Here is a 19,761-nt window from a genome sequence, read left to right as displayed (position 1 = left end):
TGGCAAAGACTTGAAATCGTGGTAGTATATTGAATTGTTAATAAGATTGGTAAATCAAAGGAGTATATCATGTTAAAATATTTTGGAACTGACGGTGTTCGCGGAGAAGCCAATAAGGAACTTACCCCTGAATTGGCCTTTAAATTAGGTCGCTTTGGCGGCTATGTCTTGCTCCAACACGCCAAGGAAGAACAAGAACATCCCCGTGTCCTCGTTGCACGCGACACACGGATTTCTGGTCAGTTATTAGAACACGCCTTAATTTCAGGGCTGTTATCTGTCGGTATTGAAGTTTTACAACTGGGCGTTATTACTACACCAGCTGTCGCTTATCTCACCCGGACTACTGGGGTAACTGCTGGGGTAATGATCTCAGCCAGCCACAATCCTGCTAAGGATAACGGCATCAAGTTCTTTGGTAGTGATGGCTTTAAATTGTCGGATGACCAAGAAGCTGAAATTGAATACTACTTAGACCAAGAAGAGGACAGCTTACCTCGTCCTAGTGCCCAAGGTTTAGGCACGGTCAGTGAGTATCCTGAAGGGGTAGCCAAGTACCTCGAATTTCTCCAAACCACCATTTCTAATGATTTATCCGGCTTAAAACTCTGTATTGACGCCGCTAATGGTTCCGCTGCGCCTTTAGTTAACCGTCTCTTTGCTGATTTAAATGCAGACTTCTATGCCCGGGCAACCCGTCCTGATGGCCTAAACATTAACGATGACTGCGGGTCTACCCACCCTGGTGAGCTCCAAAAACTAGTCCTCGAACAAGGGGCTGATGCTGGGGTTGCCTTTGATGGGGACGCTGACCGCTGCATTGCTGTTGATGACAAAGGCCGTTTAGTGGATGGCGACCACATTATGTACATCTGTGGTAAATACCTCAAAGACCATGGCAAATTAAAAGACGACACCATTGTTGCTACTGTCATGTCTAACTTAGGTTTCCATAAGGCCGTTGAAGCTGCAGGGATGAATGATAAGGTCACCAAGGTAGGGGACCGCTATGTGGTTGAAGAAATGCGTAAAGGCGACTACACCCTGGGAGGAGAGCAATCAGGTCATGTTATCTTTATGAACCATAACACGACCGGTGACGGCCTCTTAACCGCGATTCAATTACTCTTCGTCCTCAAACAATCCGGCAAGAAACTCAGCGAGTTAGCTGATGAAATGCCAACCTATCCTCAAGAACTCATCAATGTCAAAGTGACCCGCGCCGGCAAGGAAGAAGCCATGAACAATGCGGACGTCAAAGCAGAAATTGATGCGGTTGAGAGTGAATTAGGGGAAGAAGGTCGGGTCTTAGTACGTCCTAGCGGTACCGAAAACTTACTCCGGGTTATGGTTGAAGCTAAGAGCGATGACCTAGCCTTGACCTATGCCCAACGCATCGCTGACAAAGTCGCTGATATCTATGGGGTAGAAGAATAAAAGATTTCATTATAAAAGGAGTCCTCAATTAGGGGACTCCTTTTTTGCATACTAGCTATTCAAAATATCTTTCTTTTCAAACCTGCTCCAGTCACAGGACGAACGTCCACTTCAAAAACTGGTAACGCTCAGCCTTGCTGAGCTTATCCCAGTTTCCTCCAGTTGCTATAGCTGTTCGAAGCGGAGCGAGTTACAGATATAGTATGCGTAGCGGTTTCGTCCTTTAGTGTGACTGTCGCACTCTCTTCTATTTCTTACTTAGGCGGGCTAGGGCTTGGCGTTCTTTTGGGCTGACTTCTTGGTCATTGCGTTTGAGACTGAAATGATCGGGCACTGGGTCGACGCCGCCGCGAGCATAGGGCTGGCAGCGTAGAATTCGGGCCAGTCCCATCAGCGTCCCCTTGAAAAAGCCATGCTTTTCCAGGGCCCTAAGCATATAAGTCGAGCAAGTGGGATAGTAACGACAAGACGGCGGTAAGGCAGGCGAAATAAAGCGCTGGTAAAATCTTACCAGCGCTTTTAGTAAATAAGTAAGCATTAAGCCTTAACCGCTGCTTCAACATTAGGAATTAAGAGTGCTTTAGCCACTTGGTCATGGACTTCTTGGCCCTTCAATTGCCGAACAATTTCAAGAGCAAAGTAATAAGCCGTAGCAGGGCCTTGTGAGGTGATTACTTGGTGGTCTTTATCATTAACAACAAGTTCGTCGGCCACATATTCCTTGAAACTTACTTGGTCACTAAGGGCTGGGAAGATAGTTCCACGAATTTCTTGGGAAATTCCCGCCTTATCTAAGACTCTTGGTGAGGCACAGATGCTGGCAATATAACCAGAATCTGATTGATATTGTTCCTTGAGGAGCTCGATGACTTTAGCATTTTCTCTAAGGGCATTGGTCCCTCCAACTCCACCAGGGGTGATCACGATATCATAGTCCGCTCCCTTAATATCTTCTAAGAGATAGTCCGCTCGGATAGTGATATTGTGGTCTCCCACCGTATCAAGGTCACCTTCAGTAGCCACCACGTCAATGGCGATTTCAGCCCGACGTAAAATGTCAATCACTGCGACTGCTTCGGTTTCTTCATAATCCTTACTTAATAAGATCATTGCTTTCATCCGCTATACCCCTCCATTTGTTGATTCGTCAAAAGTTACTATCCCTATTGTAGGCTCATTTTCATAAAGTGTAAAGAAAGTAGTGATTAACCCTAACTGAATTAGTCTTTATCTTGGCCTTGTTTATGGTAGTTAATAAAATCATATTTTTGGGGTTGGCGTTTAAACTTTTCTACCACATACGGGCAGCTGGGTAAGATGTATTTACCTTCCTCTTTCATGTAATCCACCAAGTGATCAAGTAACTGCCCAGCCACTCCCTTTCCTCTAAGAGAAGGATGGGTCCAAGTATGGTCAGCAATCACAAATTTATCTGCCGGACTCCAAGTAATTTCACCGATTTTTTGGCCATCTTCACCTTCAATAATAAAAGCATTGCCGTCTTTTTGTATTTCGTAAGCCATAATCATTCCTCGTTTCCTAGTTCATTCATTCGGAGGCTGGATTAAAGGTCCTAACCTCTTTCATAAATTATCAAAACGTGTTCCAAGCGCGAGGTGAGCTCCATTTCAGAAGTCCTTGCAAATCCTCTTTGAGGATTTACTGCGAACTTCTTCCAATGTTCTCCCCTCTTTTTGCGCTTGTCACACTCTCGTTCACTAAGATCAGGATATCATGAATTTACCATATTTTCTAATAAGGTGATGTAACGCTTAGCAAAGGGGGATGTTTTCCGGTAGCGGGCTTCGATGTAACCAATTTTATTGGGCTTATTATCCTGGCCTTCGATAGGAATGATGCGTTCTAAATCAGCAAAAGGAGAAGTCACTAAACCGGACCCAATCAAATAAGCCTGGGTATTGGCTAAAACATTAATGACGGTAGCCCGGTCAGAAGCATAAACAACCTCTTGTCCTTCAAAATCAGGCTCCAGAGATTCTTCGGTAAATTGCATGGAAGAGCCCCGGCTTTGTTCAAATTTAATCACGGGGTACTGGCTCAATTCTTCTAAAGACACCTGGTCACGGTCAGCCAAGGGGTGCTTAGTCCCCACAAAGGCATGGGGGTAGAAGTTTCCCAATTGATGAAAGACCAACTCATAGCGGTTGAGATACTGTTCAATGACCCGCTGGTTTTTATCATTCATGTATAAGAGCCCTAACTCAGAATAGGACCGTTTGACATCTTCTAAGACTTGGCTGGTTGAAGTTTCCAAAAAACGAAAATCCCAGCCATTCCCGCTCTCTTCAGCAATTAATTGGCTAAATGCCTCACAAGCAAAGTCATAATGCTGTCCTGAGACAGAAAACAAGCGTCGCTCATTATCTTCTAAATAGCGGTTCTCTAAAGTTTCAACCTGTGAGAGAATATCCTCGGCGTAAGAGAGGAATTCGCTTCCCTCATTGGTAATGAATACTCCCCGCTTAGTACGCTCAAAAATTTGAATTTGGTACTCTTCCTCTAATTCCTTAATCGCGGTAGACAAACTAGATTGTGCCATATACAAGCGGCGGCTAGCTTCACGAAAGGAACCACTGTTGGCAACCACCACGGCATATTTTAATTTTTGAAAATTCATATGGATTCCTCTTTTATCAATAATTAATTAACGTATCTGATCAAATGCATTCCTTAGGTCCTTTACTAAGTCTTGGCCATTTTCAATGCCGACCGACAAGCGGACAATTCCATCATTAAGACCATATTTAAGCCGTAATTCTTCTGGAATATCGGCATGGGTCTGAGTCTTTGGATAAGTAACTAAACTCTCTACCCCACCCAAACTTTCTGCAAAGGTAAATATTTTAACGGCATGTAACCAATCATTGATTTTACTTTGGTCAGCCATTTCGAAGGTTACCATACCGCCTTTACCGGTATAGAAGACTTGGGAAACTAATGACTCGGTTTTTAGGTAGTCAACAATGGCTTGGGCATTAGACTGGTGTTGGTTCATCCGTAAGGCCAACGTTTTGAGCCCACGAATGGTTAACCAACAATCGATTGGACCTAAAGTTGCCCCTGTGGTATTTAACTGGAAGGCTAGGGCTTCACCAATGGCATCGCCCCTACAGGCTACCAAGCCAGCTAAAACATCATTATGCCCGGCGAGATATTTGGTAGCCGAATGAACCACAACATCTGCCCCTTGGCGAAGAGGTTGCTGTAGGACAGGGGTATAGAAGGTATTATCCACAACGACCAAGGCCCCAACGGCATGCGCCTTATCAGCAATGGCTTGGATATCGAATTCCGTCATCATTGGATTGGTAGGCGTTTCAATGAAGACTAATTTAACATCATCATTTAAGGACTGGTCAATTTCTTCTGCGCTTAAACAGTAAGTAAAGCGATATTGGCCGCGTTCTTCTACGGCATGGAAGTAGCGGTAGGTCCCCCCATATAAGTCTTGCAAGGTGACGACATGGTCGCCCGCTTCTAAAAGCCCTTCAATAACGAGTTGGATAGCTGCCATCCCTGAACTCGTGGCAAAACCATAGTCGCCCGCTTCTAAATTTTTAATCCCCTCTTGTAGGATATTTCGAGTCGGGTTGGCTGTCCGTGAATAATCGAATCCGGTTGACTCGCCCAAACCAGGGTGAGCGTAGGCAGTACTTAAATAAATTGGTGTATTAACGGCTCCAGTACGTTGATCGCTGCGGTTACCAAGCTGAGCAAGGTAGGTTTCAATATGTTCCATATATACAGACTCCTTCACATCTTTCCTATCATCATACCATGCTAGAGACGGTTTTTGCCTAAGAATAACAGAACACTACTGTTCGCCATAAGCGATCATTTTCTTTTTAATCAATTTACTCAATAAAAAAAGAGAATGTCAATGATAACATTCTCTCTTACTAAGTCATTTAAAACGATTATGAAAGCAATAAAAAAAGCTACTGACGGGATTCGAACCCGTGACCTCCGCCTTACCAAGGCGACGCTCTACCAACTGAGCTACAGCAGCAAGAATATTCCTAAAAAATAACTCCGCAAGTAGGACTCGAACCTACGACATCTTGATTAACAGTCAAGCGCTACTACCAACTGAGCTATTGCGGAATAAAATAAGATTGCACGGCAACGTCCTAGTCTCACAGGGGGCAACCCCCAACTACATTCGGCGCTAAGAAGCTTAACTGCTGTGTTCGGGATGGATACAGGTGGGTCCTTCTTGCCATCGTCACCGTACAATTTATTTTTTGAGCTTGTTCGCTCAAAACTGAATCTATCATGTCTTCCTTAAACCTCATACAACCTTATCCTTTGGATAAGTCCTCGACCGATTAGTATTTGTCCGCTCCACTTATTGCTAAGCTTCCACTCCAAACCTATCAACCTGATCGTCTTTCAGGGGTCTTACTACTTTCAAAGTATGGGAAATCTCATCTTGAGGGGGGCTTCACGCTTAGATGCTTTCAGCGCTTATCCCGTCCACACATAGCTACCCAGCCATGCTCCTGGTGGAACAACTGGTACACCAGCGGTGTGTCCATCCCGGTCCTCTCGTACTAAGGACAGCTCCTCTCAAATTTCCAACGCCCGCGACGGATAGGGACCGAACTGTCTCACGACGTTCTGAACCCAGCTCGCGTACCGCTTTAATGGGCGAACAGCCCAACCCTTGGGACCGACTTCAGCCCCAGGATGCGATGAGCCGACATCGAGGTGCCAAACCTCCCCGTCGATGTGAACTCTTGGGGGAGATAAGCCTGTTATCCCCAGGGTAGCTTTTATCCGTTGAGCGATGGCCCTTCCATGCGGAACCACCGGATCACTAAGCCCGACTTTCGTCCCTGCTCGACTTGTAGGTCTCGCAGTCAAGCTCCCTTCTGCCTTTACACTCTGCGAATGATTTCCAACCATTCTGAGGGAACCTTTGGGCGCCTCCGTTACACTTTAGGAGGCGACCGCCCCAGTCAAACTGCCTGACTGACACTGTCTCCCGACCAGCTAATGGTCGCGGGTTAGAATGGTCATCCCACAAGGGTAGTATCCCACCAGTGCCTCCATCGAGACTAGCGTCCCGACTTCGATGGCTCCTACCTATCCTGTACATGTGGCACAAACATTCAATATCAACCTACAGTAAAGCTCCATGGGGTCTTTCCGTCCTGTCGCGGGTAACCAGCATCTTCACTGGTACTACAATTTCACCGAGCCTCTCGTTGAGACAGTGCCCAAATCGTTACGCCTTTCGTGCGGGTCAGAACTTACCTGACAAGGAATTTCGCTACCTTAGGACCGTTATAGTTACGGCCGCCGTTTACTGGGGCTTCAATTCAGAGCTTCGCATACGCTAACCCTTCCTCTTAACCTTCCAGCACCGGGCAGGCGTCAGCCTCTATACATCATCTTTCGATTTGGCAGAGACCTATGTTTTTGATAAACAGTCGCTTGGGCCTATTCACTGCGGCTGACCTTGCGGTCAGCACCCCTTCTCCCGAAGTTACGGGGTCATTTTGCCGAGTTCCTTAACGAGAGTTCGCTCGCTCACCTTAGTGTTCTCCACTCGACTACCTGTGTCGGTTTGCGGTACGGGTTGTTTGATTCTCACTAGAAACTTTTCTTGACAGCGTGACGTCGGCGGCTTCGGTACTAAACTTCCCTCCCCGTCACAACTCATGAAGTCTGAGGCAAGCCTTTCACTCACCTTCTCACTCATTGCTTGGACGCGTTTTTCCATCTCCGCGCTCCGCTTAGCCTTCTGTGTCCTTCCATCGCTCAAACAAATCAAACAAGTACAGGAATCTCAACCTGTTGTCCATCGCCTATCCCTTTCGGTCTCGGCTTAGGTCCCGACTAACCCTGGGAGGACGAGCCTTCCCCAGGAAACCTTAGTCATTCGGTGGACGGGATTCTCACCCGTCTTTCGCTACTCATACCGGCATTCTCACTTCTATACGCTCCACATGTCCTCACGATCATGCTTCTCTGCCTATAGAACGCTCTCCTACCATCCTACGGATCCACAGCTTCGGTGTTCAGTTTAGCCCCGGTACATTTTCGGCGCAGGGTCACTCGACTAGTGAGCTATTACGCACTCTTTCAATGATGGCTGCTTCTAAGCCAACATCCTAGTTGTCTAAGCAACCCCACATCCTTTTCCACTTAACTGAAACTTTGGGACCTTAGCTGGTGGTCTGGGCTCTTTCCCTTTCGACTACGGATCTTATCACTCGCAGTCTGACTCCCGGACTAAACTATTTGGCATTCGGAGTTTATCAGATGTCGGTAATCCAGGATGGACCCCTCGATCAAACAGTGCTCTACCTCCAATAGTCATCATCCGAGGCTAGCCCTAAAGCTATTTCGGAGAGAACCAGCTATCTCCAAGTTCGATTGGAATTTCACCGCTACCCACACCTCATCCCCGCCTTTTTCAACAGACGTGGGTTCGGCCCTCCAGTGTGTTTTACCACACCTTCAGCCTGGACATGAGTAGATCACTTGGTTTCGGGTCGACGACAACAAACTCAACGCCCTCTTCAGACTCGCTTTCGCTGTGGCTCCGCTTCTTCAGCTTAACCTTGCTTGCTATCGTCACTCGCCGGTCCGTTCTACAAAAAGTACGCCATCACCCCTTAACGGGCTCTGACTGCTTGTAGGCATACGGTTTCAGGTACTCTTTCACTCCCCTTCCGGGGTGCTTTTCACCTTTCCCTCACGGTACTGGTTCACTATCGGTCACTAGGGAGTATTTAGGCTTGCCAGATGGTCCTGGCGGATTCCGACGGAATTTCACGTGTACCGCCGTACTCAGGATACTGAATGAGGTGGCTGAGCTTTCGCCTACGGGATTGTCACCCTCTCTGATCGCCCTTTCCATGGCGTTCGACTAGCTCATTCACTCCCGTCCATCAGTCCTACAACCCCAGCATGCAAGCACGCTGGTTTGGCCTCTTTCCGTTTCGCTCGCCGCTACTCGGGAAATCGATTTTTCTTTCTCTTCCTGTGGCTACTGAGATGTTTCAGTTCACCACGTCTACCTTCCCCTCAGCTATGTGTTCACTGAGTGGACCATTGTCGATAAAAACAATGAGGTTCCCCCATTCGGAAATCTCCGGATCAAAGCTTACTTACAGCTCCCCGAAGCATATCGGTGTTCGTCCCGTCCTTCATCGGCTCCTAGTGCCAAGGCATTCACCGTACGCCCTTATTCACTTAACCACCGGTTAAGTTGTATGATGCGAAAAGTTTTAAAACTCTTTCTTTTTCGGTTTTTACGCTTGGTAAAATTGGTTTATTGACATTTCTATCTCGCAAAAAATAGAAATGCGGAATGTTATGATAGTATTCAGTTTTCAAAGAACAATCTGCAACGTTTCCGTTGCAATGGAGGATAGCGGGATCGAACCGCTGACCTCCTGCTTGCAAAGCAGGCGCTCTCCCAGCTGAGCTAATCCCCCGGGTATGAGTTATGGTCATATAATAAACATGTAATGGGCCTGAATGGACTCGAACCATCGACCTCACCCTTATCAGGGGTGCGCTCTAACCAGCTGAGCTACAGGCCCGGTTAAATCCATCAACCATGTGGATAGACCTCTCAAAACTAAACAAAGAAGACTCAAATATGCATTCCGAATATATCCTTAGAAAGGAGGTGATCCAGCCGCAGGTTCACCTACGGCTACCTTGTTACGACTTCACCCCAATCATCTGTCCCACCTTCGGCGGCTGGCTCCAAAGGTTACCTCACCGACTTCAGGTGTTACAAACTCTCGTGGTGTGACGGGCGGTGTGTACAAGACCCGGGAACGTATTCACCGCGGCGTGCTGATCCGCGATTACTAGCGATTCCGGCTTCATGTAGTCGAGTTGCAGACTACAATCCGAACTGAGAATGGCTTTAAGAGATTCGCTTGCTTTCACAAGGTCGCTGCTCGTTGTACCATCCATTGTAGCACGTGTGTAGCCCAAGTCATAAGGGGCATGATGATTTGACGTCATCCCCGCCTTCCTCCGGTTTGTCACCGGCAGTCTCGCTAGAGTGCCCAACTGAATGCTGGCAACTAACAATAAGGGTTGCGCTCGTTGCGGGACTTAACCCAACATCTCACGACACGAGCTGACGACAACCATGCACCACCTGTCACTTTGTCCCCGAAGGGAAAGCTCTATCTCTAGAGTGGTCAAAGGATGTCAAGACTTGGTAAGGTTCTTCGCGTTGCTTCGAATTAAACCACATGCTCCACCGCTTGTGCGGGTCCCCGTCAATTCCTTTGAGTTTCAGCCTTGCGGCCGTACTCCCCAGGCGGAGTGCTTAATGCGTTAACTCCGGCACTGAAGGGTGGAAACCCTCCAACACCTAGCACTCATCGTTTACGGCGTGGACTACCAGGGTATCTAATCCTGTTTGCTACCCACGCTTTCGGGCCTCAGCGTCAGTGACAGACCAGAAAGTCGCCTTCGCCACTGGTGTTCTTCCATATATCTACGCATTCCACCGCTACACATGGAGTTCCACTTTCCTCTTCTGTACTCAAGTTCCCCAGTTTCCAATGCACTTCCACGGTTAAGCCGTGGGCTTTCACATCAGACTTAAGAAACCGCCTGCGCCCCCTTTACGCCCAATAAATCCGGACAACGCTTGCCACCTACGTATTACCGCGGCTGCTGGCACGTAGTTAGCCGTGGCTTTCTGGTAAGATACCGTCAAGACTGGAGCAGTTACTCTCCAATTTGTTCTTCTCTTACAACAGAGCTTTACGATCCGAAAACCTTCTTCACTCACGCGGCGTTGCTCCGTCAGGCTTGCGCCCATTGCGGAAGATTCCCTACTGCTGCCTCCCGTAGGAGTTTGGGCCGTGTCTCAGTCCCAATGTGGCCGATTACCCTCTCAGGTCGGCTATGCATCATTGCCTTGGTAGGCCGTTACCCCACCAACGAGCTAATGCACCGCAAGGCCATCGATAAGTGACAGCAAAGCCGTCTTTCCAAAGGCCACCATGTGGTGACCTTTCCTATGCGGTATTAGCACCCGTTTCCGGATGTTGTCCCCCGCTTATCGGTAGGTTCCTTACGTGTTACTCACCCGTCCGCCGCTAACGTCAGAAGTGCAAGCACTTCGTCGGTTCGCTCGACTTGCATGTATTAGGCACGCCGCCAGCGTTCGTCCTGAGCCAGGATCAAACTCTCATGAAAGAATCATGAGCGCTGATAGCTCATTTGTTTGCTGACTAGTTATAGTCTGGTCTAGACTTATTGTTTGAATTGTTGGTTCATCAACAAAATGTTGATGCCCTACACATTTGGTTCGTCTTCTTTGTTCAGTTTTCAAAGGTCTATAATTTATAACCGCTGTCCTTTTGACAACTATTATATATTATCACATGATGATGTTGATGTCAACATGTTTTTAAAATATTTTTTGAAGCACTTTGCTTACAAATAATATTTGCGCTGCTTCTTAAAAGAAACAACTCAATTAGTATATCTTGTTTTCATTGGGATGTCAACAAGTTTTTTAATCTTTTTTGCCTTGCTCCTGGAAGTTGTATTCCCTGGAAGAAAGGCACGAGTAAAATACTATCACAGCTTATGTGGTTTGGCAAGAACTTTTTTAATCTTTTATATAATGATTTCGCAAGCCCTGGTATTCTCCTTGGATGCGCTGCTTTAGATTGGCTTGATACCAGAGGCGCATCTGCTCCCCATAAAGGTGAATTTGTTGGGCGACTGGTGAACTTTTGCGGTCGCTTAGAAATTGTAAGACGACCTGTTTGCCCTTTTCTAAAGGATATGAAAAACGAGTAAATAGAGCATTGGCGATCACGTTATTGACATTATCCTGCCAACGCTCAACAGGTCTCGCTTCATCACTAATATGTAGGAAGCCCAGGGCCAGGCCAGCAAGTAAATAGTAGTCCAAGTCATTAGCTAAAGTATCTGTTTGCCCCAGACAGAGATTAAAGAAAGTAACAAGTTCACCATTTAAGTGGTTGAGCTGGGCCAGTTCTTCCTGAGATAACTGATAGGACCAGCTTAACCCGGTCTTATCCTCCTGATAGGACTGAACAAAGGAAGGGAAGTGACGTTTGAAGACCGGGTCCTCGATCGGATAGTCTGCGTTAGCTGGAATAGGGCGTACCCTCTCATAGCTATCATTGTAGACAAAGTGAGGTGGGGTGGTCTTGGTAGAGAACTGCATGTCAGCTCCCAGAGGATAGCGGTAAATAAAAGCAATGGCAGGCTCAAGGGCTAGGACTTGTTCATAGCTGACTAGTTTGGCCTGGGAATGCTTAAGAGAAGTGGTGGTATCCGCCTGGCTTAAAAATCGCCAGCCGCTATCATTCGCCAATGCGGGGGCTTCTCTCCAGGCCCACAACAGCGGTGCCTTTCTTTGAAAGAAATTGGTGGACACCAGCGATAGCTTGCCTTCTGGTAGCCATTCATTCATATCACATTCGCTCCTTGTACTCTTTATGCCTAAGCTCATTCCTGCATCCATTAAAAAACATTTTTCCTAGCCCGTCAATAGGCAGTCCGCAACGAAGTCTCCCTCTATATAGTAAGAACCGGCCCAAAAGCCGGTTTCCTCCTCAATTCATTCGCAAGCAACTAGGACAGGTACATAGGGATCGTTGCAATAAAGTTATTAATAAAGTGAACCGTCATTGCGGCTTCAATCCGCCCGGTCCGGTAATAAGTCCAAGCCAGTGCCATCCCCATGGCATAGTAACCCAGCCAATGAATCCAAAGATTTGAGGCGTGGAGGGTAGCAAAGAAAGCTGCCGCTAAAACCATCCCCAAGAAAGGGTGCTTAGGAACAAAGTACCGCATGATTAGGCCCCGGGTCAGAATCTCTTCACTAATGGCCGGTAGGATACAGAAGCAGAGGAAGATCTTCCAATTGGGCATCTGGTTAGCCGAGTTCATCAAAATGGTCTGGTTCACTGAATCAACCTGTTCAGGATAGAGCCATTGGGTCAAGCCTCCAATCAGCCATTGAAAGGCAAAGATTAAGACCACTCCAATTAAGACGTCAAAGAAAAAATTGCTGGTTAATTTCTGCCGGCTAAAGAACTTGAGCCCACAAGCACTCAACCCCCATATAAAGAGAGCAATCCAGATGATATCTAAGATAATATAGATTGTGGGATAGGAATTTAACAAGAGCAGGACATCCATAGCCGAGTCAATATTCTGCTCGGAGCCTAGAAAGAATAGGGTTAGGCCCTGGATGATGGTTTCACCAACAAAATAAGCGATAATACTCAAAATAACCAACCATTTACGGGACTTCCCTGGGTAGGGATCTTGATACCAAGTCTCATTCATCATAACCATCCTTTACTTGGGCACGGGGCCATTTTTTGATTATTTTTTTACTACATGATTATTTTATCAAGGTCTAAGAGGCTTGGCTATCTGGGGCCCTTGTAACCAAACTTATTTGTCTTTATTCAACAAAGCACCTATAATAAGTTTATCTTAACATAAGATAACAAATTACCAAGGAGGAAAAAATATGAGTCAATTGTTAGATACACTCTATGAAAAACTAGAGGAAAAGAATGACCGTATGATTGAAATTCGTCGTGAACTTCACGAACATGCGGAAAAATCTTTTGAAGAGGAATGGACTTCAGATTATATTGCTGACTTCTATAAAGATCTAGACTGTCAGGTTGAACGTAATGTCGGTAATGGTTATGGAATCGTGGTAACAATTGATTCAGGCAAGGAAGGCAAGACCGTGGCCCTACGTGCTGACTTCGACGCCCTACCTATTAAAGAAGACACTGGTCTTGACTTCGCTTCAAAAACCGATGCCATGCATGCCTGCGGACATGACGGTCATACGGCTTACTTACTAATCTTAGCTGAGACCTTTATCGAATTGAAGGATCTCTGGCAAGGAAAGATTGTCATCCTACACCAAAACGCTGAAGAAGAAGGCCCTGGTGGTGCGAAATCCATGGTGGAAGCCGGCTGTTTAGACGGAGTAGACAATGTCTTCGGTATGCACGTCATGAGTAACATGCCTGTAGGTGGCATCTACTATAAAGAAGGCAATGCCCAAACTGGTCGCGATAACTTCTTCCTTACCATTAAAGGGGAAGGTGGACACGCTTCCTCACCACATACTTCTAACGATGCCATCGTTGCTGGGGCTTACTTTGTTACCCAAGTACAAAGTATCGTCTCCCGCCGTCTCAATCCTTTTGACGTGGGATCCATTACCATCGGAAACTTCGACGCTGCCGGTGCTGCTAACGCCATCAATGGCCAAGTCAAAATCTCTGGCGACGTCCGTTCCATGTCACCTGAAGTTGGCGAAACCATCGAAAAAGAAATCAAGGCTAAAGTTAAAGGCTTAGAAGCCAGCTTTGGTGTCACTGTCGAACTCGAATACCTCAAAGGTTACCCAGTACTCTACAATGACCCTGAAGTGACTGAATTTGCGGTCAAAGCCCTAGAAGATAACAAGTACCCTGAATTGAAGAAAGTGGAAGCTACCCAACCACAACCACCTTCCGAAGACTTTGCCTTCTATGCGAAAGAAGTCCCAAGTGCCTTCTTATGGGTTGGCTGTGCCAGTGATGACCAAGACGCTCACCCCGCTTACCCTCACCACCATCCAAAATTCTTTATGGATGAAGGCGCCCTTATCGTTGCTGCCAAAGGGATGGCCACCATCGTTTCCAGCTATATCGAAAACGACGGCATAAAAGCCTAACCCTAATCAATCCCTAATAAAAAAGGTCAGCTAAGACCCTGAAGAGGTCTCGAGCTGGCCTTTTTTGTCTTTGAATCATTTACTTAAATTTCATCCGTCGATTACGGCGAATAAATTTAGGCAGGTGTTGGTTGAAGATGATAGATACCAGGGTATCAGTAGTAAAAACCGCTAAGGCAATGGCTAAAGCGATGAAGAGGGTGGTCGATAATTCCGACAGCCCCCGAGACATATCTCCTTGGAAGAGAAAGAAGGCGGTCCGGTACATGCCACCCCCAGGCACCAAGGTAAAGAAGCCCGGGATAAAGAAGACCGTCACCGGTTCATGGAAGAGTCGGGCAAACCAGTGAGACATCCCAGCAATCAAAAGGCCGGCAATATAAGTGGCTAAAACCGTCCCTATATTGAAGAAGTCCAGGCACAATAAATACAAGGCCCAGCCGGCAGTATCAATAATTGAGGTTTTTAAAATCATCTTGCGGGGCTCTTCAACAGAAATGGAGCAAGAAATACCGACAAAATAAGCAGCAATCAGTTGGATAAGATAATTAGACATGTGATAACCCCCCTAAAATCGCCAAGCCGACCACAGAACCAATCGCAATCATCAAGGCTTCAAAGAAGGCCTCCATGGCCCGTGCCGACCCCGCAATATAGTCTTCCCGGAAAATATCCCGCAAGGAGTTCGTAATCGCCGTCCCCGGCACCATGGGCATAAGGGTAGCCACAATAACGGTGGCCACATTCATTTCTGGGAAGAGGTGAAAGAGCATTAAATAAGCCGCCAAAGTGACTACCAAGGACTGGATCACATTGGAGAGGGCGTGGTTGATGTAATACTTATCAGTTAGGATGGTCATCAAGGAGAGGATCACCCCATTTATTCCGGAAGCGATAAATTCTTCCAGCCCACCTTCAAATAAAATCGAAAAACTTAACGCTAAGCCAATAATTCCCAAGGAAGATACCCAGGTTGAATATTGATTGGAGGCTTGGCGGATGATCGTGAGTTCTTGGTAGGCTTCATCCATGCTGATCTTGCCACCAAGCAAGGCCCGGGAAACGGTATTCACCTTGGAGATCTTATTGAGGTTATTGGACCGGGAGGTAATCCGCTTGATCCCAGCAAAGCCCCCACTGGCATAATTAGGGTCATCTAGAATGGCATAAATACTGGTAGAGAATGAGACCGCAACGGCATAAGAGGCCTTGGAATAGGTCAAAATCCGGTTCATGGTATCCTCCACCCGATAAGACTCTGCATTACTCTCGCACATGATCTGTCCGGCTAAGAGAGCAGTTTCTAGAATCTTCTTTTGCATCGTTGGTGTTTGCTTAGTGGTTCTTTCTTGCAATTGAGCACCCCTTTTCTAACTTTTCCCATCGATTGTAACATATCTAAGAAAAGATGGGAGAAATTAGCCCCCGAAATCTCCCTACTTAAAATCCTGGTCTCATCTACTTTATTTTAAGAACGACAAGCACTTAAAAAGAGGCCATGACCCCAGTCATAACCTCTGTAATAATTCTGATATTATACTTCTTTATTAAGACACTTTTCCTAAACTTAGAGAATAAATTTTTTGAACTGTAACAAGGTATGTTTTATTAATTATTTTCATAATACTATGTAACGCCTAGTAGCGAGATACGGCCTTAATTGGCATTTGGATCACCTTAACCTTTCTGTTGAGAAATGATTGGGCTTAATTCCAAATCCTTCACTCCCTTCCGAGAACAAAGAAAAAACGAGCTCAATTAGATCAAGCTCGTTAACATCTCTTTATTCATTGGTGTTAAAAAAGGCAATAGCTCTCCTAGCAATCCTGGCGCGCATTTGAAAGTATTATGCTTAAAGACCACCATGATTGTCACCTCTTCATTGGCTACACTTTGGAGAGTTACTGTAATTTCATTATAGCCAGACTCCCAAGATTTGTAAAAGGATAAGCTGACTAAATCAATTCATCCTCACCAGAGCGTTTGCCATCAATAAGCACCTTGGCAATCCGCCAGCTATCCCGGAATGGATGGTAGTGGGTAGTCCGGTCCTCTTCATAGACCGTTTCAATGGTCTCTTCTAAGTAAGGAAGTTCCCGCTTCGCCATCACGATCAACATATTCATTTCATATTCAAACTTAGACCCAGGTAAATCGATCAACCAAAGCAATTCCTTAGCATTAATCCCCCGTAAACCAGTTTGGGTATCGGTAATCCAGTAACCAAAGAGCCAATCAAAGAGGCGGGTAGTGGTTTTATTACCTAAGCGGCTCAAAAAGGGCACCTGGTCTTGGTCGAAATCGCGCTTACCCAAGACAAAGGAGACATCCGGGTGGTCTACTAGCGTTTTTCCAATGTTTAAGACATCTTTGACGGTATGTTGACCATCCGCATCCGCAGTGACAAATCCCTTATAGTCTTGGCCATGTTTCAATTCAAAATCAAAGGCGGTCTTTAAGGCAGTCCCCTTGCCACGATTAATGAGATGAGTCAAAACTTCTACCCGGTCACGTTCAGCGACTTGGTCGAAGATGGCTTGGCAGTCTTCTGGGCTCCCATCATTAACGACCACTACTTGCGGGACGCCGGCTTGGAGCAATTGATCGACATAGGGGACCAAGTCTTGGGTGGGTTTATAGGCTGGAATGATAACCGCAAATTCTTGCATACTTTAGACTCCTTATGGCAAAATTCTTAACTTCTATTATGGCACAGTTCCCCCTAAAAGTGAATTTTAAAAGCGGATCTTAAGGAAAATTCAGCATTTATTGCATTATTTTAGTCCTAAAGTTTATAATGCTAAGTGGAAAAACAACGAAAGGATGCGATCCCATGAAAAAAACACAAAAACTCGCTGAGAAGCTGTTCTTTTCCTGTTTACTGACCATGTCCAGTGGGGGCCAGACAGCTTATTCTTATCTCAACCATAAGGGGGTTTTTGCTGGTTTTCAAAGTGGTAACCTCATCCGCATGGCCGTTAACTTGGGAGAGGGACATTTTGCTGACTTACCGCCCTATTTCGTCTCAATTATTTTCTTCATGATCGGCACTGTCCTGACCCGCATCCTTCATTTTCATTATGATGATCCCTCTCACGAGATCAGACGCAATGCCTTGGTCTTGATAATTTCCTTTTTAGCCATGGCCGTTGTGGCCTGGATTAGCCCAAATGGTCACCACCTGCTGGCTACGGCTTTCTTGACCATTTCAACCGCAGCCCAATTTGAGGAATTCCGCTCCCTGGAAGGAACTAACTACACCCCGACCATGATGTCGGGTAATTTTAAACGCCTCACCGAAAATCTCTTTGACTACTTCCTCTACCCCAACGCTACCGTCAAGGCCAGCGCCAAAAGTAATATTTTTTATTTTATTGCTATTATTCTCTCCTACTTTATCGGCGTCTTGGCCATCAGCCTGGGCCAAAACTGGCTGGGCATCTGGACCATTTTCATTCCTATGACGCTCACAGCCCTAGGCATCGGCATTCTCTTCCTCCAGGCCTACACCAACCACAGCCAGGCCTGAGTTCTTTTTATAGAAGAAAAGCGATTCACCTAGGAACTTAAATCTCCACTTGCTTGCGGTCCAGCAGGGCCTTGACTCTCACCAGTCAGGTAATCAATAGTAATTCCGGGTTGGCGGTTAGGAACAAAGATATGGAAGTGGACTTGCCCCTGGTCTTCAAGGGAGTAGCCTTCCATATAGACCCCAGAAGCTAATTGGTTAAACTGGTTAAAGACTGGCGTCACCCGGTATCTGACATGGTGGTTGGTCTCTTCAATATAGGCCGCCACATAGTTTTCAATCGGCAGCATGCCTTCATTATTAAACCAGCGCGTTCCCGTCATCAAATTCTTGGAATTGGCATTCTCACCCGTTAACTGGTAGCCGATCAAATGGCAGCGGTTATAGAGCCAGCCACCCGGGACATTGACATAGGACCTCTGCCGCCAACCGGTAGGCGTCACACTGGTCAGGGGCTCGCGGGCATCATCAGGCATGAGTTCCACGCCCAAGAGGCCTTCAGCCCCAGTCACCCGCTGCAAGAAATCCAAGTCCCCGTAGTTAGCATAGGCAGTCGTCAACTCCAATTCACTGCTAGTGAAGAGAGGGACATTATTATTGACCACCAGAAAAGCCTGTCCCTCTGGCACCTGGGGAATGCTGTGGTGGATTTCCTCGCGCAAGGCCTGAACTTCTTCGTCACTATGTTGGGCGTTAGGACTAGCCTGACTTTCTTTTGGAAAAGGGTTGTCCGCTTGGCCCGGCGCTTTATCTTCCTGACTTGAAGAAGAGGTCTGAGACTGTCTCCCTTCCCCGCCCGGGTCCTTAGTCTGACTAGGCTCCACATACAGGGCAAGAGCCACTAAGACCAAAACGAAAAGGCTAGAAATAATTTTTTGTTGTTTTTTTGATAGCTTTTTCTTGAATAAGTTTTTAGGTAGCACAAAGGCGGACAACACTAGTAAAACGACCACCATAATGGCTAGCAACCAGGACATCTTATCACTCTCCCTTAAAAAAGCATAAGCGATGATTACTTAAAAGGCAATTATTCTTCTTTTCGGGCGGAAACTGTCCCAATCTATTACTTTCTGGTTACAAAAATGACTTGTTCGTCTCACAATGCGAAGGCATGCTTTATAATAAGAAAAAGCATTTACAAAAAGTACCTTTTAGGGAGGATTACAATGAAGAGAGCCTTAATTAACGTCGACTATACCAATGATTTTGTCGCTAGTGATGGTAGCCTAACCTGCGGGGAACCTGCCCAAGCCATTGAGGGGGCAATCAGTCAGCTCAGTGAAGAATTTATCCAAGCGGGAGACTTCCTCGTCTTTGCCATTGATGCCCACCATAAGGGTGACCCCTACCATCCAGAGACCAAGCTCTTCCCACCCCATAATATTGTGGGAAGCCACGGCCAAGCCCTCTATGGGCAATTAGCTCAGGTTTATGAGGACAACAAGGACAATAGCCAGGTCTATTTCATGCCTAAGACCCGCTATTCAGCCTTTGCGGGAACCGATTTATTGATCAAATTACGGGAACGCCATATTGAAGAAGTGCATATTGTGGGAGTCTGCACCGATATTTGTGTCCTCCATACCGCCATTGATGCTTATAATTTAGGCTTCAAGATCGTTATCCATAAGGACTGTGTGGCCAGCTTCAACCCCCAAGGACATGAATGGGCCTTGAATCATTTCCAAAGCTGCTTGAATGCCGAAGTGATTTAAAATATTGAAACATAAAAAACTGAGCATTTTCCTCAAGTGAAAAAGGAAGATGCTCAGTTTTTTTGAATGAGCTTTGAAAAAGGAATTATTTTAAATAGTCTGACAAATTAGTGCAGGAGTTAAGAAAGTAAAATTATTTATAAATATATTTGACAATTATTTTAATTGTCCCTATAATAATCTCAAATTAATCATAGAATCGATGAAGCAAAGAGTACCGCTAGAGGATTTGTAAAGTGAGGAACGTTAGTGGAAAGTTCTCAAAAACCTAGTGGGAAACGCATTGCTGAGATGACTTAGTGAATCCTTAGCTAAGTCCGCCCCCAGGCGTT

At 46.1% G+C, this 19,761-nt stretch carries 15 protein-coding genes, 4 tRNA genes, 3 rRNA genes and 1 other annotated feature (1 of these 23 cut by a window edge); of the genes, 4 read left to right on the top strand and 18 right to left on the bottom strand.

All coding sequences use genetic code 11. The annotated features are described in order from the left end of the window. Window positions 1-69: 69 nt before the first annotated feature. Window positions 70-1,437: a phosphoglucosamine mutase gene (gene glmM / locus CJ190_RS00270; protein WP_064292971.1), complete on the top strand. Its 1,368-nt coding sequence runs from the start codon at window positions 70-72 to the stop codon at window positions 1,435-1,437. A 247-nt stretch (window positions 1,438-1,684) separates the two neighbouring features. Here glmM and yidD read toward each other — a convergent pair whose 3' ends face one another. The 14 genes from yidD to CJ190_RS00200 all read right to left on the bottom strand — a co-directional run bounded on the left by yidD (window position 1,685) and on the right by CJ190_RS00200 (window position 12,783). Further along, a complete protein-coding gene (yidD, locus tag CJ190_RS00265; RefSeq protein WP_064292220.1) occupies window positions 1,685-1,975 on the bottom strand; it encodes a membrane protein insertion efficiency factor YidD in 291 nt (96 codons plus the stop codon). After that, window positions 1,975-2,556: a DJ-1 family glyoxalase III gene (locus tag CJ190_RS00260; RefSeq protein ID WP_064292221.1), complete on the bottom strand. Its 582-nt coding sequence runs from the start codon at window positions 2,554-2,556 to the stop codon at window positions 1,975-1,977. The genes yidD and CJ190_RS00260 overlap by 1 nt, the downstream gene beginning before the upstream one ends. A gap of 101 nt (window positions 2,557-2,657) precedes the next feature. After that, window positions 2,658-2,960 (bottom strand): GNAT family N-acetyltransferase, encoded by a 303-nt coding sequence (locus CJ190_RS00255; protein WP_064292225.1) that lies wholly within the window; start codon window positions 2,958-2,960, stop codon window positions 2,658-2,660. 209 nt (window positions 2,961-3,169) lie between these two features. Beyond that, complete coding sequence (locus tag CJ190_RS00250) at window positions 3,170-4,075, bottom strand: LysR family transcriptional regulator (protein ID WP_013669238.1); 906 nt, start codon at window positions 4,073-4,075, stop codon at window positions 3,170-3,172. A gap of 27 nt (window positions 4,076-4,102) precedes the next feature. Next, window positions 4,103-5,197: an aminotransferase class V-fold PLP-dependent enzyme gene (locus CJ190_RS00245; RefSeq protein ID WP_064293509.1), complete on the bottom strand. Its 1,095-nt coding sequence runs from the start codon at window positions 5,195-5,197 to the stop codon at window positions 4,103-4,105. A 197-nt stretch (window positions 5,198-5,394) separates the two neighbouring features. Further along, window positions 5,395-5,467 (bottom strand) — tRNA-Thr (locus tag CJ190_RS00240). Window positions 5,468-5,488: 21 nt separating this feature from the next. Beyond that, a tRNA-Asn gene (locus tag CJ190_RS00235) sits at window positions 5,489-5,562 on the bottom strand. 13 nt (window positions 5,563-5,575) lie between these two features. After that, window positions 5,576-5,691: ribosomal RNA gene (rrf, locus tag CJ190_RS00230) — 5S ribosomal RNA — on the bottom strand. A gap of 75 nt (window positions 5,692-5,766) precedes the next feature. Beyond that, window positions 5,767-8,670: ribosomal RNA gene (locus tag CJ190_RS00225) — 23S ribosomal RNA — on the bottom strand. Window positions 8,671-8,836: 166 nt separating this feature from the next. Next, window positions 8,837-8,909: transfer RNA gene (locus CJ190_RS00220), tRNA-Ala, on the bottom strand. 34 nt (window positions 8,910-8,943) lie between these two features. Beyond that, a tRNA-Ile gene (locus tag CJ190_RS00215) sits at window positions 8,944-9,017 on the bottom strand. An 82-nt stretch (window positions 9,018-9,099) separates the two neighbouring features. Further along, window positions 9,100-10,647 (bottom strand): 16S ribosomal RNA (locus tag CJ190_RS00210). The 16S, 23S and 5S rRNA genes sit together here with 4 tRNA genes alongside, the layout of an rRNA operon. Before the next feature lie 418 nt (window positions 10,648-11,065). Continuing rightward, entirely contained in the window at window positions 11,066-11,902 is an 837-nt protein-coding gene (locus tag CJ190_RS00205; protein WP_064292229.1) for an immunity protein Imm33 domain-containing protein, read from the bottom strand. A 161-nt stretch (window positions 11,903-12,063) separates the two neighbouring features. Continuing rightward, window positions 12,064-12,783, bottom strand: coding sequence for a CPBP family intramembrane glutamic endopeptidase (locus CJ190_RS00200; protein ID WP_064292230.1), 720 nt, complete (start codon window positions 12,781-12,783; stop codon window positions 12,064-12,066). 190 nt (window positions 12,784-12,973) lie between these two features. Between CJ190_RS00200 and CJ190_RS00195 the strand changes: the two genes are divergently transcribed. Beyond that, on the top strand, window positions 12,974-14,185 hold the full coding sequence (locus CJ190_RS00195) for an amidohydrolase (protein ID WP_064292231.1): 1,212 nt from the start codon (window positions 12,974-12,976) through the stop codon (window positions 14,183-14,185). A gap of 79 nt (window positions 14,186-14,264) precedes the next feature. Here the strand turns inward: CJ190_RS00195 and CJ190_RS00190 are convergent, their stop codons facing one another. The 3 genes from CJ190_RS00190 to CJ190_RS00180 all read right to left on the bottom strand — a co-directional run bounded on the left by CJ190_RS00190 (window position 14,265) and on the right by CJ190_RS00180 (window position 16,854). Further along, window positions 14,265-14,741, bottom strand: coding sequence for a threonine/serine exporter family protein (locus CJ190_RS00190; RefSeq protein WP_060777500.1), 477 nt, complete (start codon window positions 14,739-14,741; stop codon window positions 14,265-14,267). After that, window positions 14,734-15,540 (bottom strand): threonine/serine exporter family protein, encoded by an 807-nt coding sequence (locus tag CJ190_RS00185; protein ID WP_082888595.1) that lies wholly within the window; start codon window positions 15,538-15,540, stop codon window positions 14,734-14,736. The genes CJ190_RS00190 and CJ190_RS00185 overlap by 8 nt, the downstream gene beginning before the upstream one ends. Window positions 15,541-16,140: 600 nt before the next feature. Next, window positions 16,141-16,854: a glycosyltransferase family 2 protein gene (locus CJ190_RS00180; protein ID WP_070598008.1), complete on the bottom strand. Its 714-nt coding sequence runs from the start codon at window positions 16,852-16,854 to the stop codon at window positions 16,141-16,143. 164 nt (window positions 16,855-17,018) lie between these two features. Between CJ190_RS00180 and CJ190_RS00175 the strand changes: the two genes are divergently transcribed. Beyond that, window positions 17,019-17,714, top strand: coding sequence for a YoaK family protein (locus CJ190_RS00175; protein ID WP_064292233.1), 696 nt, complete (start codon window positions 17,019-17,021; stop codon window positions 17,712-17,714). Between the two features lie 29 nt (window positions 17,715-17,743). On the opposite strand, the gene CJ190_RS00170 is transcribed toward CJ190_RS00175, so the two are convergent. After that, a complete protein-coding gene (locus CJ190_RS00170; RefSeq protein ID WP_064292234.1) occupies window positions 17,744-18,691 on the bottom strand; it encodes a DNA/RNA non-specific endonuclease in 948 nt (315 codons plus the stop codon). Between the two features lie 189 nt (window positions 18,692-18,880). Between CJ190_RS00170 and CJ190_RS00165 the strand changes: the two genes are divergently transcribed. Further along, window positions 18,881-19,429, top strand: coding sequence for a cysteine hydrolase family protein (locus CJ190_RS00165; RefSeq protein WP_064292235.1), 549 nt, complete (start codon window positions 18,881-18,883; stop codon window positions 19,427-19,429). A gap of 193 nt (window positions 19,430-19,622) precedes the next feature. Next, window positions 19,623-19,761 (top strand) — a binding site (T-box leader); it runs 66 nt beyond the window's last position.

Source organism: Aerococcus loyolae, from assembly GCF_002871915.2.
Lineage (GTDB): Bacteria > Bacillota > Bacilli > Lactobacillales > Aerococcaceae > Aerococcus > Aerococcus loyolae.
The sequence above is the reverse complement of the archived record's forward strand: the minus strand, read 5'-3'. Positions and strand labels throughout refer to the sequence as shown.

Excerpts from the sequence above, each read along its gene's own strand:
- yidD (WP_064292220.1), bottom strand. The coding sequence starts at position 1,975 with ATGCTTACTTATTTACTAAAAGCGCTGGTAAGATTTTACCAGCGCTTT.
- CJ190_RS00250 (WP_013669238.1), bottom strand. The coding sequence starts at position 4,075 with ATGAATTTTCAAAAATTAAAATATGCCGTGGTGGTTGCCAACAGTGGT.
- CJ190_RS00260 (WP_064292221.1), bottom strand. The coding sequence starts at position 2,556 with ATGAAAGCAATGATCTTATTAAGTAAGGATTATGAAGAAACCGAAGCA.
- CJ190_RS00180 (WP_070598008.1), bottom strand. The coding sequence starts at position 16,854 with ATGCAAGAATTTGCGGTTATCATTCCAGCCTATAAACCCACCCAAGAC.
- CJ190_RS00190 (WP_060777500.1), bottom strand. The coding sequence starts at position 14,741 with ATGTCTAATTATCTTATCCAACTGATTGCTGCTTATTTTGTCGGTATT.
- CJ190_RS00170 (WP_064292234.1), bottom strand. The coding sequence starts at position 18,691 with ATGTCCTGGTTGCTAGCCATTATGGTGGTCGTTTTACTAGTGTTGTCC.
- CJ190_RS00200 (WP_064292230.1), bottom strand. The coding sequence starts at position 12,783 with ATGAATGAGACTTGGTATCAAGATCCCTACCCAGGGAAGTCCCGTAAA.
- CJ190_RS00165 (WP_064292235.1), top strand. The coding sequence starts at position 18,881 with ATGAAGAGAGCCTTAATTAACGTCGACTATACCAATGATTTTGTCGCT.
- CJ190_RS00255 (WP_064292225.1), bottom strand. The coding sequence starts at position 2,960 with ATGGCTTACGAAATACAAAAAGACGGCAATGCTTTTATTATTGAAGGT.
- CJ190_RS00245 (WP_064293509.1), bottom strand. The coding sequence starts at position 5,197 with ATGGAACATATTGAAACCTACCTTGCTCAGCTTGGTAACCGCAGCGAT.
- CJ190_RS00205 (WP_064292229.1), bottom strand. The coding sequence starts at position 11,902 with ATGAATGAATGGCTACCAGAAGGCAAGCTATCGCTGGTGTCCACCAAT.
- CJ190_RS00175 (WP_064292233.1), top strand. The coding sequence starts at position 17,019 with ATGAAAAAAACACAAAAACTCGCTGAGAAGCTGTTCTTTTCCTGTTTA.
- glmM (WP_064292971.1), top strand. The coding sequence starts at position 70 with ATGTTAAAATATTTTGGAACTGACGGTGTTCGCGGAGAAGCCAATAAG.
- CJ190_RS00195 (WP_064292231.1), top strand. The coding sequence starts at position 12,974 with ATGAGTCAATTGTTAGATACACTCTATGAAAAACTAGAGGAAAAGAAT.